14 protein-coding genes are annotated in these 16,737 nt (G+C 65.4%); 4 read left to right on the plus strand and 10 right to left on the minus strand.

Annotation, left to right across the window (positions count from 1 at the left end):
- Positions 1 to 275 precede the first annotated feature (275 nt).
- Positions 276 to 3,113, plus strand: a complete 2,838-nt coding sequence (locus tag ACYUME_RS12300) for an HD domain-containing phosphohydrolase (protein ID WP_460419069.1) — start codon at positions 276 to 278, stop codon at positions 3,111 to 3,113.
- A 97-nt stretch (positions 3,114 to 3,210) separates the two neighbouring features.
- A complete protein-coding gene (locus ACYUME_RS12305) occupies positions 3,211 to 3,885 on the plus strand; it encodes a hypothetical protein (RefSeq protein WP_460419071.1) in 675 nt (224 codons plus the stop codon).
- Between the two features lie 75 nt (positions 3,886 to 3,960).
- Here the strand turns inward: ACYUME_RS12305 and ACYUME_RS12310 are convergent, their stop codons facing one another.
- The 7 genes from ACYUME_RS12310 to ACYUME_RS12340 form a co-directional block, all read right to left on the minus strand.
- Entirely contained in the window at positions 3,961 to 4,506 is a 546-nt protein-coding gene (locus ACYUME_RS12310) for a hypothetical protein (protein ID WP_460419348.1), read from the minus strand.
- Between the two features lie 235 nt (positions 4,507 to 4,741).
- Positions 4,742 to 5,125, minus strand: a complete 384-nt coding sequence (locus ACYUME_RS12315) for a RidA family protein (RefSeq protein ID WP_460419072.1) — start codon at positions 5,123 to 5,125, stop codon at positions 4,742 to 4,744.
- A 22-nt stretch (positions 5,126 to 5,147) separates the two neighbouring features.
- Positions 5,148 to 5,837: a DUF3726 domain-containing protein gene (locus ACYUME_RS12320; protein ID WP_460419074.1), complete on the minus strand. Its 690-nt coding sequence runs from the start codon at positions 5,835 to 5,837 to the stop codon at positions 5,148 to 5,150.
- A gap of 1 nt (position 5,838) precedes the next feature.
- Entirely contained in the window at positions 5,839 to 7,533 is a 1,695-nt protein-coding gene (locus ACYUME_RS12325) for a hypothetical protein (RefSeq protein ID WP_460419076.1), read from the minus strand.
- A 26-nt stretch (positions 7,534 to 7,559) separates the two neighbouring features.
- Positions 7,560 to 9,110 carry a BCCT family transporter gene (locus tag ACYUME_RS12330; RefSeq protein WP_279886433.1) on the minus strand — a complete coding sequence of 517 codons (1,551 nt, stop codon included), beginning with the start codon at positions 9,108 to 9,110 and terminating at the stop codon, positions 7,560 to 7,562.
- A gap of 55 nt (positions 9,111 to 9,165) precedes the next feature.
- Positions 9,166 to 10,152: a dipeptidase gene (locus ACYUME_RS12335; protein WP_279886431.1), complete on the minus strand. Its 987-nt coding sequence runs from the start codon at positions 10,150 to 10,152 to the stop codon at positions 9,166 to 9,168.
- A 13-nt stretch (positions 10,153 to 10,165) separates the two neighbouring features.
- Positions 10,166 to 11,608 (minus strand): aldehyde dehydrogenase family protein, encoded by a 1,443-nt coding sequence (locus ACYUME_RS12340; RefSeq protein ID WP_460419079.1) that lies wholly within the window; start codon positions 11,606 to 11,608, stop codon positions 10,166 to 10,168.
- A gap of 94 nt (positions 11,609 to 11,702) precedes the next feature.
- Between ACYUME_RS12340 and ACYUME_RS12345 the strand changes: the two genes are divergently transcribed.
- Both ACYUME_RS12345 and ACYUME_RS12350 read left to right on the plus strand, forming a co-directional pair.
- A complete protein-coding gene (locus ACYUME_RS12345) occupies positions 11,703 to 12,596 on the plus strand; it encodes a LysR substrate-binding domain-containing protein (RefSeq protein ID WP_460419080.1) in 894 nt (297 codons plus the stop codon).
- 631 nt (positions 12,597 to 13,227) lie between these two features.
- Complete coding sequence (locus ACYUME_RS12350) at positions 13,228 to 13,515, plus strand: DUF3077 domain-containing protein (protein ID WP_460419081.1); 288 nt, start codon at positions 13,228 to 13,230, stop codon at positions 13,513 to 13,515.
- A 53-nt stretch (positions 13,516 to 13,568) separates the two neighbouring features.
- Here ACYUME_RS12350 and ACYUME_RS12355 read toward each other — a convergent pair whose 3' ends face one another.
- The 3 genes from ACYUME_RS12355 to ACYUME_RS12365 all read right to left on the minus strand — a co-directional run bounded on the left by ACYUME_RS12355 (position 13,569) and on the right by ACYUME_RS12365 (position 16,716).
- Positions 13,569 to 14,795, minus strand: a complete 1,227-nt coding sequence (locus ACYUME_RS12355) for an MFS transporter (protein WP_460419083.1) — start codon at positions 14,793 to 14,795, stop codon at positions 13,569 to 13,571.
- Positions 14,796 to 15,104: 309 nt separating this feature from the next.
- Complete coding sequence (locus ACYUME_RS12360) at positions 15,105 to 15,632, minus strand: P-loop NTPase family protein (RefSeq protein WP_279885978.1); 528 nt, start codon at positions 15,630 to 15,632, stop codon at positions 15,105 to 15,107.
- 58 nt (positions 15,633 to 15,690) lie between these two features.
- A complete protein-coding gene (locus tag ACYUME_RS12365) occupies positions 15,691 to 16,716 on the minus strand; it encodes an LLM class oxidoreductase (RefSeq protein WP_460419085.1) in 1,026 nt (341 codons plus the stop codon).
- Positions 16,717 to 16,737: the final 21 nt, after the last annotated feature.

Consider the following 16,737-nt stretch of genomic DNA (forward strand, 5'->3'; position numbering starts at 1 on the left):
CTTGAGCCTGTCGCAATACGCAGCGGCGAATACCGCTGTCGTAGGCGCGGGACAATGTAAACAGAACTGATGTTTTTTGTATACGGAAAGTTGGTGCATATCCGCCGCTGGAGCCGATCGCTATCAATATGCCAGTATCCAGCTCGGTTCAACTCGGCCCGGCATGATCGCCCTGGCTGATTACACTGTGAAAACCACCACACGGGAGTGCCTGCGATGGGCTGCGCGTCGAGGGGTCATGCTGCTGGATCGGCACCTGCCTGGGGCGGGCGACCATGAACAACCGCGGGCGCAGTATCTCCCTGCAACTGCTGGTGGCGCTGGCGATCGTGCTGGGCATGTCGCTGCTCGGCGCCGCCCTGGCCTGGCAGGGCTACCTTGGGGTCCGGCAGACCCTGGTGGCCGCCGCCGGCGACGCCGCCCAGCAGGTCGGCCGGACCATCGACGAACGCGCCCGACGCCTGGTCGACCCGGTGCAGAGCAGTATCCGCCTGCTCGCCTTCAACCCGCTCGCCGACAACCTGGCGCAGCGCCTGGAGTGGTTACCGCAGCTGGCCGAGAGTTTGAATGCCAATCGCATGCTCAGCGCCGCCTACATCGGCTTTCCCAACGGCGAGTTCCTGCTGGTCCGGCGTCTGCGCGACCCCCAGCTGCTGCAGCGTTTCGCGGCACCGGCCAATACCGCGTTCCTGGCGCAGCGCGTCAGCCTGGACGCGAACGGCACCCTGCAGGGTGAATGGCGCTTCTACGACCAGGCGCTGACCCTGCTGCAGGCCCAGGCCCGGCCGGACTACCGCTACGATCCCCGCTCGCGTCCCTGGTTCATCGAAGCCTCCACGCAGGCCGATACCGTGCTCACCCGTCCTTATGTGTTCTTCACCACCCGCCAGATCGGCCTGACCATGGCCCAGCGCAGCGCCGATGGCGCGGCGGTGATCGGCATGGATGTCTCGGTCGACGACCTGGCCAGCGAGAGCCGCGACCTGCGCATGACCGCAGGCACCGAGATCGCCGTGATCGACGACCAGGGCGCGGTGGTGGCCTATCCGGACTTGCAGCGCATCATCGTGCGCGAGGGCGAGGCGGCGCGCCTGTCGAGCATCGGCGAGCTGGGTGTGGCCAGCCTCGAGCGCATCCATGCCGAGCCGCCGCGCGGCGATGGCCCCCAGGCCTATCAGGTGGACGGGCAGACCTGGTACGGCATGCGCGAGCCGCTGACCACCGTCGCCGGGCAGCACCTGCAGGTGTTGATCGCCGTGCCCGCCCAGGAGCTGCTGGCCGGCGCGCGCAAGGTGCTGTTCGAGCAGCTGCTCTGGGCCGGCGCGCTGACGGCGGTGTTGCTGCTGCTCGGCGCGCTGCTGGGGCGGCGCATCGGCCGCCCGCTGAGGCTGCTGACCGAACAGGTACGGGGCCTGGCCGACTTCGACTTCAGCCGCGAGGTCGGCGTGGTCTCGCGAGTGTCCGAGGTGCGCGAGCTGAGCCGCGTGCTTGGCCGCATGTCCGGCACGATCCGCAGCTTCCAGGCGATCACCCTCACGCTCAGCCGGGAAAGCCAGCTCGAGCGCATGCTCGACGGCGTGCTGCGCCACCTGGTGGAGGCCGCCGGGGTGAGTGCTGGCGCGGTGTACCTGCTGGATACCGAGCAGGGTCGCCTGCGCCTGGCCGCCGCCTGCCGGGGCGAGGATTATCCGGTGGAGTTGACGGTGAGCGAAGGTGAAGACCTGAGCGCGCTCGTGATCCGGGGGCTGGCACTGCAAGAGCGCTGCCTGGCCGTGGCGCTCAACGACCGCAGTCAGGCACGGCTGGGTGTCCTCGCGCTGCAACTGGAGCACGCCCAGGAACAGGCGAGCGAGCCGTTTCGCCGCTTCGTCGAGGAGCTGTCCGGCGCCGCCGCCGTGGCCATCGAGACGCGCCAGTTGGTCGAGGCCCAGCAACGCTTGCTGGACGCCATGATCAAGCTGCTGGCCGACGCGATCGACGCCAAGAGCCCCTATACCGGTGGCCACTGCGAGCGCGTGCCGCAGCTGGCGCAGATGCTGCTGGAGCAGGCCGTGCAGGCCGACAGTGGCCCCTATGCCGACTTCACCATGAGCGAGGCCGAGCGCTACGAGTTCCGCGTCGCCGCCTGGCTGCACGATTGCGGCAAGGTCACCAGCCCTGAATATGTGGTGGACAAGGCGACCAAGCTGGAGACCCTGTACAACCGCATCCACGAGATCCGCATGCGTTTCGAAGTGCTCTGGCGCGATGCCGAACTGGCCTATTGGCAAGGCCTGGCCAGCGGCGGCGATCAAGCGGTGCTGCAACGCACGCTCGACGACTGCCGTGCGCAACTGCGCGAAGAGTTCGCCTTCGTCGCCAAAGCCAACATCGGTGGCGAGTTCATGCAGGAGCAGGATATCGAGCGCCTGCGCCAGATCGGCGAGCGGCGCTGGCGGCGCCACTTCGACAATCGCTTGGGCATATCCCGTGACGAAGAGGCGCGCTTTGCCGGTGCGCCACCCTTGCCGTTGCCGGTGGACGAGCCATTGCTGGCCGACCGCCCTGAGCACCGAGTACCTTGGGGGGCGCGCAAGCCGCCGGTAAGCAAGGATGACCCACGCAACAGTTGGGGCTTCGACATGCGCCTGCCGGCCCATGCCAGCGACCACGGTGAGCTGTACAACCTGTCGATCCGCCGCGGCACGTTGAACGACGAAGAGCGCTTCAAGATCAACGAGCACATCGTGCAGACCATCATCATGCTCAGCGCGCTGCCATTCCCCCGCCAGCTACGGCGTGTGCCGGCGATCGCCGGCAACCACCACGAGAAGATGGACGGCAGCGGCTATCCGCGCCGGCTTGGCCAGAAAGATCTGAGCATTGCCGAACGGGTGATGGCGATTGCCGATATCTTCGAAGCGCTGACCGCGGCGGATCGGCCGTACAAGGTGGCGAAGACCTTGTCGGAGTCGGTGAAGATCCTGGTGGGCATGGCTCGCGACGGTCATATCGACGGCCAGCTGTTGCGCTTGTTCCTCGGCAGCGGGGTGCACCGGGCGTATGCCGAGCGGTTCTTGCGGCCCGAGCAGATCGATGAGGTGGATGTGGCGTATTGGCTGGGGCAGTTCTAGCGGCATCGATGATGGCAATAGTGCCATCATTGGAGTAGTTTGCTCTCTGGCCTGGCCCACCAGGCAAGTCAACCCATGGAGGAATGGATACGTGTCAATGCGGTTTTATCCGCTGCTTGTCGCAGCGCTTGCCACGGCAGGATGCGGTACCACCAAGACCAACGTCAGTAACTTGGCCGAGGCGCAAAAATACGATCCCGCCAGCACGGCGCGGATTCGCCTGATCACCGGCGGCGGTGAGTCGTTTGGCTATGTCGGCGGCCAGTCCTGTGAGACCTACTACAACGTCAGCAGGAAGAGTGGGATCGTTCCGCCTCCGGGTTGGCGCGTGGTGCGCAGTCACACAAGCGAGGAGATGATACCGTTCTCCAGCCATTACCCCTCGGACTATTACAACAACGTCATCGGCATGCCGGCCTCTGCGAAAACCCAGCGCATCGACGCGACCCACGGCTATTTCGACGAGAGGGTGGTGCCTGCCGGACAGAACTTCATTGCGGACCTGTGGCTGGGCACTCGCGGATCGTCCTGCAGCCCGGCGCCGGCGAGCTTCACACCTCAAGCCGGGAAGGATTACGAGGTACGGCTCGACTATACCGCGCACTCCTATTTCGGCCCGGTCACGTGCCGGGTGGGGGTCTATGAGCTGCAATCGGCAGGCAGTGTCGCGAGTGTGGCGAAGGATGTTCCGGTTGCCGCGAACTACTGCGTGTCCGATGCCACGGGGACGTATCGCACGCTCGATGCTCGCAGCGTTGCGCAGCCCCGGTAGCCGCCATCACCTATCGTGGTCGAGCCAAGGCAGGTAGGGGGTGGGTGCATGCGTTCGCCCCACCCATCTGTTTGTTTATCGAGGCAATACCATGGGAACGATGATCGGCGTAGGCGGCGCCGGTGGTGTCATCATTCCCTCGCTCTTCACCACCTGGATTCCGCGCTTCTGGAGGGTCTCGTACACGCGCTCGGTGGCGCCAGTGTCGTGATACCCGCCGTCATCGATCATCACGCTCAATGCGCTCTGGCGGCGCTCTTCGATGAGCTGCACCTGATTGGTCCGGAAATACGACTCCAGCGCGACCTTGTTCAGTGTCGCCAGGTCGATTCGCAGGAGTTCCGTGTACTTGAGGGTCGAAGCATCCCAGCCGAGGACGCGGAGTTCGTCCTGGGTCAGGGCGAAGGTGCAGAAATGGTAGGTGCCCGTGGTGGAGCCGGGGGTGGAAATCAGCAGCGAACAGCGGCCATGCTGCAGGATCGGGCCCTTGATATCCGGGAAGTCCTTGGTGACCTGTGTCGCGAACTGAGCTCGGTCGTAGTAGATGGTGGCCCGGTCATAGGGGGTGGTGTTGCAGCCGGACAGCAGAACGGCCATGCCCAGCGACAAGCTGGCGAGCATTTTGCGCACGGATCACTTCCTGTAAAAGCGTGTGGATACGAGGGTCAGGTGGAGGCCCAGCGAACGGAACTGGGGCCTTAACCGGCGCAAGAGTAATGTGCTTAAAGGCATAACGCCATCGTTGTGTCGCATCGCTGTAGGAGCGGGCTTGCCCCGCGAAAGCCGGCCAAGCCGGTGCCATGCCCCACGGCGCCTGCTTCGCCGACAAGCCTGCTCCCACAGCAACTGTGCCGCCTCAGGCCGGCATCGGCACGCAGGCGTACACCACCAGCTCCACCAGCATCTCCTCGCGCGCCAGCCCTGCCACCACGACCGCCGCGCGGTTGGGGTAGGGCGCCTGGAAATACTGCGCGTACAACGCATTGACCGGCGCCAGGTAGCGGCGATCGGTCACGTAGATCAACACCTGGGTCACCGCATCGAGCGAACTGCCAGCGGCCTCCAGGGTGTGGCGCAGGTTGTCCAGGGTCTGGCGGGCCTGGGCCTCGATGCCGCCTTCGACCACCTGGCCCTGGGCATCGATGGGGATCTGCGCGGTGTAGAGCGTGCCATTGCCGATCACGGCCCATTCCAGCGGGGCCTTGGAGGCGTACAGGTCGGTCTTGATCACATGCTTCATGGGGTAGGTTCCTGGGTGAAGGTCAGTCGGCATCGCTACCGCCTCCGGCGCCGTGCCGGCGCGAGGCTTCGCTGCTCTCGACCAGAATCCGTTCGGCCAACTGCCTGAGCCGTTGCCAGACGGCTTCATCGACGATGAAGCCCTGGGGGGAGAGGGGGACAGGGTTGGTCAGCGGCCGGGGGCAAGCGGCCGGGCGGCTGAACAGCACGGTGATGCTTTGTTCGAACCCGTCGCAGGTGTTGGCCTCGCTGTCCAGGCGCAGCTGTGCGGCACTGGCGGCAAACGTCGCCCGGTGCCGCTGACGTGCATCGCGCCAGTGGGCCTGCACATCCAGGCCCGTTTCAGCGGCCCGGCTGAGCAGACCCAGCAACAGGATGCGGTTATGGCAGTGATGAATGCGCAGCACCGCCTGCCCACCGCGCAGCGCCTTGGCTTGCGCCATGTCCACGGCGGTGGCGGCGCAGCGCAGCACGCTCTGGCCATTGGCGTCGAGCACCAGCAGGGTGCTGTCTTCGTAGTGCAGGACAAAGTCCCGGGCGGCTTCGCGCTGCAGGTAGTCCAGGGCCTTGGCCAGCGTGCCGATACCGTCCAGCCCTTGCAGCTGCAGCCAGCCGACCAGGTCCGCGGCATCCTCGCAATCGCCTGCGGCAAAGCCCATGCCTTCGAAGGCCTTGCGGCACATCACCTGGACCTCGTTGAGTGACACGCGCATATCAGTGGCCTCCCTCTGGCAGCACCGCGAAGTTCCAGTCATCGGCGAACGGCTGGCCGATGTCGCTGACCAGCGGCGCGCCCTGGAACAGCGTGATGCGCACCCAGCGACTGGACTTGGGGTCGAACTTGCCGGCACCGAAGAACGCCAGCTTGCAGCGCAGCAAGTGGATCGGCAGCAGGTCGTGGGCCAGCAGGTTGGCGCGGATCTCGCCATAGGCGGTGCCGGCCATGGCCTGCAAGCGGCGCACCGTGCCCTTGAACGCCGGATGGGCGATCAGAAAGTGCGCGGTCAACGCTTGTGGGTGACTGTCCAGATACTCGCGCAGCGCCCTGTGACAGCGCTGGATATTGCGCGCGATGCCCAGCTGCATTTCCTTCTCGGCCCCTGGTTCCTCCTGGCGCATGCCCAGCCTTGGCTCTTCTTTTTCGGCGGAGCGGTACCAGAAGAAGTGCTCGGCCTGCAGGTCGCTGAAGTCATAGGCCAGCGCCCAGTCGTACTGCTGCTCGATCAGCTCGTCCAGCTGCGCCAGGGGCATCTGCGCATCGAGGCGCCAGCCTTCGGTCACGCCCATCTGCTCGGCCAAGGGTGTGACGAGGGCGGGATACAGCTCCAACAGCACGCTCACCAGCAACTCTTGGCATCCGACGCCGCAGCAGGTTTCGCTCCAGGCCAGCAAACGCGGCCAGAGGTCATCGTGGTTGGGCTGGCGGGCGAGCCAGTCGGTCAGCGCGGCGAGTTCGGCCAGGGTCTGCCGGTTCTGCTGGTGCTGGCGCGGATCTTCGGTCTGGGTCTGAGCCAGGTGTTGGCCGGCACGTGCCAGCAAGGTCTGCAAGCGTGCCAACCGTTCTGGTTGCGCCGGTTGCGCCAGCACTTGGGCCAGAGCGGTTTCCCGGGTGGCTATCCAGCGCTCGACCAGCTGCGGGTGGTTGATCAGGAACGGTGCCATGCCCAGCCCGGTGGCGTTGCCGACCCCAAGGTAGCGTTGCAGTGCAGGATCCAGCCGCACCGCCCGTTGTGGGGCAAGTGCGTGGGCCATGTGTTCGATCTGCTCGATACTGAAGTGGCGCAGCAAGTATACGGTGAACATCTGCGCGCTGAACGGCTGGGCGAAGTCCTCGTTGCCCTGCAGGCAGGCGAAGTCGGCGATGCCGAACTTGCCGTTGCCGTACACGGCGGTGGTGCGATACAGGTAGCCCACCTCGGCTAGCTGGCTTGGGTCCGGTTGCTGCCCTTCGGCCAGGGCCGCGAGGAATCGGTCAAAGTTGCGCAGGCTGCGGTTGGCGCGGGACAGCACCAGCACCCGGGCATCGAAGCGCCCTGCCTCCTGCAGCGGCACATTGCGTTGCAGGTCGGTCAGTTGCGCGGCATCCACGTCACCGGCCAGCAGCACGAAACTGACATCCCACTGATCGGCGATCACCCGGTCGCTGCGTTTCTCCGGCGGCAGGTAGGCCGAGAAGATCACGCAGTGGTAGTGGGCGTTCGGCGTGTCGATGCGGTAGACGGCGGTGCCGAAGCCCTCGCCATCGAGGTCGAAGCGGGCGCGGCGGATCTGCCAGCGCTGGTTCATCATCCGCCGCATGCTGGCGCGTACGAAGCTCAGCGGGCTCTGGAAGTGGCTGCCCAGCCGGGCCAGGTCCATGACCTGGCAGGCGGGGCGCAGCGGGTAGCGGGCAAGCACGGTGTCGGTCATTGTTGTCGTACCAGGATGCATCATGTTCAGACGCCTTGTTCACGGGCCATGTGCCGGGCGATGCGCACGGCATCCCACAGCGCCGGCAGGATCACCAGCGATACCGGTACCGCGGTGATGACGATGAAGGACTGCAAGGCCGTGACGCCACCTGCGCCGATGGTGATCAGCACCACCGCCGCCAGGCCCATGCCGATGGCCCAGAAGCCGCGCAGCCACCGCTTCGGTTTGTCGCTGCTGGACATCGCCAGCGCCACGGTGAAGGCCATGGCGTCGCCATTGGTGGCCACCGAGATGAAGCTCAGGAACAGGAACAGCGCGCTGATCAGGCCGCCCAGCGGCAGGTTCTGGGTGACCCCCAGCAGCAGGTCCTCGGGCTGGGTGCCATGGGCGGTGACGGTGCCCGGCGACTGCAGCTCCATGCCGATACCGCTGCCGCCGACCACGGTGAACCAGAACATGGTCACCAGCGGCGCGACGATCGACAGGGTCACGATGATCTCGCGAATGGTCCGGCCCCGGGAGATCCGCGCCACGTACAGCGCGACCATGGGCGCATAGCCGATGAACCAGCCCCAGTAGAACACCGTCCACCAGTCCAGCCACTTCGCGTCGGCGCGGTACAGCGTCAGCGGGATGAAGTGCTCCAGGTGCAGGGCGAAGGCCGAAGGGAAGCCGCCGAGGATGAACAGCGTCGGCCCGAACACCACCATGAACAGCGCCAGGCCCAGCATCAGCCAGACGTTGATCTCGCTGACGAAGCGGATGCCCTTGAGTCCCACCAGGCAGGACACGGTGTACATCAAGGTGACCAGGACGATGGTCAGTGACTGGGTCAGCAGGTCGTTGGGCACGCCCCATACCGCATGCAGCGCGCTGCTGATCTGCAGCCCGAGAAAACCGATCGGGCCGATGGTGCCGGCGACCACGGCGATGATCGAGCTGGCGTCGGCCAGGGTGCCGATCGGCCCCTTCAGTGCGCGCTCGCCGAACAGCGGGTAGAGCAGGGTGCGCGGCGCCAGGGGCAGGCCCTTGTCGTAGTGCAGGTGCATCAGCACGATGGCCAGCAGGCTGCCGAGCACCGCCCAGGCGAGAAAGCCCCAGTGCACGAAGGACTGCGCCAGCGCCGCGGTGGCGGCCGCTTCGCTGTGCGGCGCCACGCCGGCGAAGAACGGCGGCGGGCTGGCGAAGTGCATCAAGGGTTCGGCGGCGGCCCAGAAGGCGCCGCCGCCTGCCAGCAGGGCGCACATGATCACCGCGATCCAGTTGAAGGTGCTGATGTCCGGACGCTGGGTGACGCCGCCCAGGCGCACGCGGCCGCATTTCGACAAGCCGATGACCAGGCTCACGGCGAAGGTGGCCAGCATCAGCACCTGCCAGTACAGGCCGAAGAAGCGCGTCGACCAGGCGAACAGCGTGTTGACCAGCGCCGACACCGCGTCGATGTCGACCAGCGCGGCGACCAGGAAGGCGCCGAGGAAACCGCCGCTGATCAGGAACAGCGGCCAGTCGATGTCCCGCGTCAGGGGCAGGCGCATGGCCTGGCCATCCGCTGGCAGGGTGGTTGGGTTTTTCATGAAGCCTCCGGAACCTGCGTTTGTTGTTATTGTTCAGCCGTCCGTGCGGGGTGGTTCAGGTCTGCGCCGTGGTGGCGGTCTCCAGCAGGCGCAACCAGTTCAGTCCCATGATCCTGCGTACATCGTCTTCGGCAAAGCCCCGGGCGCGCAGGCCCCGGGCGATATTGGGGAAATCGCGGCTGTCGCGGAACCACTGCAGCGGCGCCGGCCAGTTGGCGTTGTCCTTGGAGCCTTCGCCGTAGTCCTTGTCCTTGCTCCAGCGGCCGTTGCGCATCCACTCCAGCACCGACAGCGGTTGCGCCTGGCACAGGTCGGTGCCGATGCCGATATGCTCGACGCCCATCAGGTCGGCGGTGCGCGCGACCATGTCGCAGAAGCTCTCCAGGCTGCACGCCGAGGCACCCTTGAGGTGGAACGGGTAGGTGCTGAAGCCGAGCAGCCCACCGGACTCGGCGATACCGCGCAGCACCGCGTCGGACTTGTTGCGCTTGGCGGCGTGGAAGCTCGACGGGTTGGCGTGGGAGACGATCACCGGCCGGCTGGACAGCTCGATGGCCTGCAGCGTGCTGCGCTCGGCGCTGTGGGACATGTCGATGAGCATGCCGACCCGGTTCATCTCGGCGATCACCTGGCGGCCGAAGCGGCTGATGCCGTTGTCCTCCTGCTCGTAGCAACCGCTGGCCAACAGGCTCTGGTTGTTGTAGGTCAGCTGCATGACGAACACCCCGAGCTGGCGGAACACCTCCACCAGGGCGATGTCGTCCTCGATCGGCGAGCAGTTCTGGAAGCCGAAGAAGATCCCGACCCGGCCTTCTTGCTGCGCCGCGCGAATATCGCAGGCGCTGCGCACCGGGCGGATCAGTTCGGGCCAGGTCTCGAAGCGCCGGTTCCACTCGCCCAGGCGCGAAAGGGTTTCGCGGGCGTTCTCGTGGTAGGCGATGGTGGCGTGTACCGCGCTCAGGCCACCGTCGCGCATCTGCTGGAAGATTTCCGGGCTCCAGTTGGAGTACTGCAAGCCATCGATCATCAGTAAATCCTGCATGGCAAGCACTCCTTCAAGGCCGCACGTAGGTGGTCTTGACCACGGTGTAGAAGTCGCGGGCGTACTGCCCCTGCTCGCGCGGGCCGAAGCTGGAGGCTTTGCGCCCGCCGAACGGCACGTGGTAGTCAGTGCCGGCGGTGGGCAGGTTGACCATCACGCAGCCGGTCTGGGCGCGGCGCTTGAACGCGCTGGCGTGGCGCAGCGACTGGGTGACGATGCCGGCGGTGAGGCCGTACGGGGTGTCGTTGAGGATGGCCAGGGCTTCTTCGAAATCGGCCACGCGGATCACGCAGGCGATCGGCCCGAACACTTCCTCGCGGTTGATGCGCATGTCGTTGCGGCTGTCGATGAACAGCGCCGGGCGCATGTAGTAGCCGTCGCGGTCCAGTTGCAGGCGTTCGCCACCCTCGATCAGCCTCGCGCCCTCGGCCTGGGCCAGGCGCAGGTATTCCAGGTTCTGTTCCAGCTGGCGGGCTTCGGCCACCGGGCCGATCTGCACGCCTGGCTCCAGGGCGTGGCCGACCTTGAGGGCGCGCATACGCAGGCGCAGGGCCTCGACGAAGCGGTCGTGGATGGCATCGCAGACGATCAGCCGCGACGACGCCGTGCATTTCTGCCCGGTGCCGAAGAAGGCGCCGTTGAGCGCGCAGTCCACGGCCAGGTCGAGGTCGGCGTCGTCCATCACCACCAGCGCGTTCTTGCTGCCCATCTCCAGCTGGCAGCGCACCAGGTTGCCCGCGGTGGCGACCGCCACCTGACGGCCGGTGGCCAGCGAGCCAGTGAAGGTCAGGGCGTCGATCTCGGCTGAGTTGACCAGGGTTTCGCCAACGCTGGCGCCGCTGCCCATGACCAGGTTGTAGGCGCCGGCCGGCAGGCCCTGGCGGCTGATAATCTCGGTCAGCGCCCAGGCACTGGCCGGCACCAGGTTGGCCGGCTTGAACACCACGGCGTTGCCGAAGGCCAGGGCCGGGGCGATCTTCCAGGCGGCGGTGGCCATGGGGAAGTTCCATGGGGTGATGATGCCCACCACGCCGACCGGTTCGCGGTGCACCTCGATGTCGATGCCCGGGCGCACCGAAGCGGCGGTCTCGCCCATCTGGCGCAGCACTTCGGCGGCGTAGTAGTGGAAGAACTGGCCGCTGCGGGCGACCTCGCCGATGCCCTCGGCCAATGGCTTGCCTTCTTCGCGGGAGAGCAGCTGGCCGAGTTCGTCCTTGCGTGCGATCAGCTCGTCACCGATGGCCATCAGCACCCGCTGGCGCGCTTCGAGCCCGATGGCGGCCCACAGCGGCTGCGCGGCGCGGGCTGCCTGGATGGCCTGGCGGGTCTGCTCGGCGCTGGCCTGGTGGTATTCGCCGATCACATCCAGGGTGTCCGAGGGGCTGTGGTTGGCCAGGGTGGCGTGGCCGTCGCACCACTGGCCATCGATGTAGTTCTTGTAGGTATTGAGTGACATGGATGAAGCCTCCGATTGCCTGGCTGTCATCTTGCGAGCAATATCGAGCAAAATAAAATTAATAAAAAATATGCTTTGATAAGGATCACTAACCATGTTGCCCGAGCTGAAGATCACCCAGCTGCGCTACTTCGTGCTGGTCGCCGAACTTGGCAGTTTCCATGCCGCCGCCCGTCAGGCGTGCCGTACCCAGCCGGCGATTTCCCTGGCGGTGCGCGAGCTGGAGCAGAAGCTCGACCAGGCGCTGATCGAGAAGGGCGGTGGGCGTCTGGAACTGACGCCGTTCGGCCTGCATTGCCTGCCGCTGTTCCGTGGCCTGATCGAGCATCACGACCGTATCGCCCGCGAGGCCACCTTGCTGGCCCGCCACGAGATCGGCCAGGTGAGCATCGCCACCGTGCCGTCGGTGGCCAGCCGCCTGTTGCCTGGGCCGCTGGCGCGCTTCGTTGCCCGGCATCCGAACGTGCAGGTGAGCATTCAGGACGGCACCGCTGAAAGCGTGCAGCAACTGCTGGCCCAGGGACTGGTGGATTTCGGCATTGGCAGCCTGTGGCAAGACGATGGACAGGTAGCGATGACGCCCATCGTCAATGACCAGGTGGGGGTGGTGTGCCGGGCCGACCATGCACTGGTGCAGGCGGGCGGCGCGCTGCACTGGTCGCGGCTGCGCGGCCTGGCGATGATCCGCAACGGCACCTCGCGGCTGCTTGAAGGCACCGAGGCCGAGAGCTTGCTGGAAGACAGCCGGTTGTTCGTGTCCAACATGATTTCGCTGATCGCGATGCTGGAGCAGGGGGTGGGGATCAGCACCTTGCCGTATCTGGCGTTTCCGCTGGAGAACGACAAGCTGGCGTTCTTGCCGTTGGCGGCGCCGAAGGTGGAGCGGCGGATCGGCATGCTGACGCGCAAGGGGCGGAGCCTGTCGCCGGCGGCGCAGGGGTTGCTGGCGTTTCTGCAGACGGAAATGGCGTCGGCACATCGAGCTTAGTGCAGATAAATCTGGCAGTTTTTTGCGTGGTCCTACATAAGCGAATCGGATTTTCCCTATTCCGGGTAGGGCGTTTCCCAAGCATGCTTTGGCCGCTTTTGCGCCTTGGAAGGGGCGGCTAGTCTCGCCGGGTCGTTGCCAAATCAACGACCGGGTCTGCAAGCCCGCACGGTATACGATGGCGCTCACCATGAGTCCCGGCCTCGCCGTGGGTCTCGTTCAATGGTGGCTACGGGCGGGGGACCTTTGGTCTGCCGGGTTATCGCCTCGTAATGCCCCGGTCTTGCAGACCTGCACGTAGCCGCCACCCTTCACCTGCAAGTGAAGGCTTGACGGTCGGACTTCTGCATTGCGAGGTGTTTATGCTCAAGATCGTCCCCGATCCACCGTTTCCTCCCCTAGTTACCTCACTTTCTCGAAGACACAGCGACCTAGGTCACCTAGCACGTCATGTGTGGTTAGCCCTGTCCCTGTGGGAGCGGGCTTGCCCGCGAACACCGGCGAAGCCGGTGCCATGCTCCGCGTCGTCTGCTTCGCGGCGGTTCGGCGCCCCGACAAGCCCGCTCCCACAGGAGCTCACTTGATTCAATCGCCGAATGGATGACTTCGAAGACATAAGAGGAATTTGGCAATGGACAATGAAACACCCGCAGACCATGGCCAGCTCGGCTGGACCGTCGGCACCTCCACCTGCCTGGATGGCGCCGTCCCCGGCAAGCAATTGTTCCGCGTGGAGTCCGGCAACTGCGCCAACTACGCCCTGGAACAAGCCTCGGTGCTGCTCGACAGCGCCCGCCGTGCCTCGTTTATCGGCGTGATGGACAACGAACCGGTACTGGTCTGGGCGTCGCACTACCTCAGCGAGATGGCCAAGGCATTGATGGATGATGCGCACATGGGCATGTTGAAGCAGGTCTGAAAAGGGCGACCGGGCGCCGCGGGACGGGCCGCCCGGTCGATCAGCTCGATCGCTCAGGAAGGTTGCGCCGCCAGGCGATTGCTGACGCTACGCCCCAGCACCAGCACCGTGACGAAGCCGCAGCCCACCAGGGCCGTGGCCAGGCTGAACAGCACCGCGCTGCCCATCTGGTCGACGATCCGTCCGCCGAAGAACGAGCCCAGGGCAATGATCACCTGGAACATGGCGACGAACAGCGGCATGCCGCGTTCGACATCCTTGGGCGCGACGACGAACATCCAGATGCTCGCGCAGGCCGGGAACGCGCCGAAGGCGAAACCCCACAGCGCGATCAGCATCGCGGCGCCGGTCAGGCTGGTGGCGAACAGCGGGAACAGGGCGGTACCGATGCCGATCAGCAGCGCCACCAGCAACAGGGTGTGGCGCACGCTCTGGTTGGCGGCGAAACCGGCGAAGACGTTGCCCAGCACCCCGGCCACGCCGTAGAGCAACAGCAGCGAACCAATGGTCGGCCCATCGAAGCCGGCGCTGTGTTTGAAGAACGGCGCGACATAGGTGTACGCGGCGAAGTGCGCCAGGCCGATCAGCAGCACGGCGATCAGGCCAACCCGCGCTTGTGGGTTGATGAACAGCGCCGGCAGGTCGCTGACGCGAATGGCCTTTTCCGGGTTGAGGCGCGGCAGCAGCAGGACCTGTGCCAGCAGCACCGGCACGCCCAGCAGCGCGGTGACCAGGAAGGTCATGCGCCAGCCCATCAGGCCACTGAGCCAGGTGCCCACGGGCACGCCGAGCACGGTGGCCAACGTCACGCCGACCATGATGATCGAGGTGGCCTGGGCGACGCTCACGCCCTTGGGCGCCAGGCGACCGCTCAGGGCGATCGCCGTTGCCCAGAAGCCGCCGATGCTGATGCCCAGCAACACCCGGCCGAGCAGCAGCAGGCTGAAGTCGCTGGCGTAGGCCACCACCGAGTTGGCGACGATCATGATCAGCGTCAGGGCGATCAACAGGTAGCGTCGGTCCATGGCGCCGATGCCCACCGACAGCAAGGGCGCGGCGAGGGCGGCCATGATCCCGGGCAGGGTCACCATCAGGCCGGCTTGGCCGGCGCTGATGCCCAGGTCGCTGGCCACATCGTTGAGCACGCCCACCGGCAGGAACTCGCTGGTCACCAGGGCGAAGGCGCCCACGGCGACCGAGAGAATCGCCAGCCACTGCTGTCGGACGCTTTGCTGGCTATGTTCGGGGGGGCTGTGGTGGGTTGGGTTGGCACTGGGCATGGGTGTGGGTTCCAAAGAGGAATGACGCCTGGAGCAGGCGTGGGGGAGGGGAAATTGGCCGCGATTATAGAGGCCGCTTTTGCCGACTCGACAGGCGGCCGGCTCGATAGTAATCATCAGCGTTATCGATGAGACGCCCGGAGTAGAGCATCAGCTATCGATTTGTCTGCTCGGGACCGATCAGGTCACTCAGGGCTGTAGGGGGTAATCTTGCTGGCCAGCGCCATGTGCCGTCCCTGGGCAGGATAAAAACATGCTGCTGTTCCTTCACGGCAAGCGCCTGCCGTTGCCCAGGTGCAGGCTGAACGACTAATCGCCTGGCGAGGGTTCGATGGTCGCCAGCAAAGCGCAGGTCTCTCGGTTGGATCGCAGGCAGACCACGCGGCAACCCGCTGGCGCCGTGGCCACGAGCTGCTCGAGCTTTGCTCGGGCCGACTTGTTCGTCCGCCACATGAATCCAAAGAACTCAGGCAGGTTGGCCAGCAATTCCGGGCAATCATTTGGCAAGTCGGGCCGGGATCGGCGGCGGTACCACAGCGCTCTGATGAACACGCGCCAAAATCGAAGCGGCGCCGCCCGGTCAATCCATATCAGCAGGTCCGCGCGGGCAATCCGGTTGCTCCAGGTGGCCGAATGGCCGCCTTCGAATATCCAGCGATCACTGGCCTCGACCTCGTGGCAAAGGCGGGTCTTTTCGTCGCGGCTTCTCTCGATCCATCCCGGCTGCCAATGAATCGTGTCGATGTGAATGACCGGCAGGCCCGTGCATTCACCAAGCTTGCGTGCCAGGGTGCTCTTTCCGGCACCAGGCTGGCCAACGATCATCACTCGTTGCAATGAAGCATCCTCCGGCGACGCAGGCTGGGTTTGTCGCGGCGCGATTGTACGGCAATGGCTACCAGATTTGTGCATGAGGCGCTGGCCCAGGCAGCGCTGGAAACAGTGGCAGGACCTCTTCGGCCAGCTCCTGAATGATTTCCCTGGGCGGGCGCCGTGCCATTTGCATGCCCAGCGCCGCATGATTGACCCCGGCGTCGCGCCACTCATGCAGCAGGTCGATCAGGCCGTTACGACCTGTACGCAACACGTAGCCACCTTGTTGCGGCGTGCGCGGGAAGGTCGGATTCTCATCCAGGTCGATCCATTCATTGGTGACATGTGGGCGCAAACCTGCGTCGGGAATGAGCGCTCGCCAGGCGCTGATCTTTTCGGCCAGGCGCCGAGGGCCAAGACTATTGTGAGTGGCTTCGGGGTAAGTGATCCAACCGTCGGCCTGCTCGCCAAGCCATTGCAACGACTGGCGTGATGAGCCGGTCACCAGCAGCGGGATCCGACCAGTGACGGGGGCAGGGAGCAGTTGGGCGCCATCGAGCTGTCCCAGTGGCGAATGGATCGGCGCAGGATGGCCGGCCAGCAGTCGGCGGAAGTAATCCACGCTCTGCGCAAATCGCTCCCCTCGTTCGTCATGGGCCAGGCCATAGGCCGGAAACTCAATCGGTCGGTCGCCCGAGGCGATGCCCAGCACCAGGCGCCCACCTGAAAGGCAATCCAGGCTGGAAGCGGCTTTCGCCAGGTCGATGGGGTGGCGCAGGGTGAAAATCGCGCTGCCGGTTGCCAGGGTGATCCTGCGGGTATGGGCTGCCAGATAGGCCAGGTAGGTGAACGGGTCGAATACCTGCCCGGCGTCACCGAATGCAGGGTCGTACAAGGGCACATCGCGTACCCACACGGCGGCAAAGCCCAAACGGTCGATCTCGCTGACCAGTTGCGCCTGGCCGTGAAGCACGCTCATGTCTGCGTCATAGAAACGAAGCGGCAAGAAGATGCCCAGGGTCAACTGACCGTCGGCGAACATGCGACGGTACCCGGGATGCAGGGCGAAGGCATCGGCGCTGGCGCCTTTGCTGCTGATAGAGGTCATGGACATTCCTTGTTCGAGGGA

This window comes from Pseudomonas sp. microsymbiont 2 (assembly GCF_054788395.1).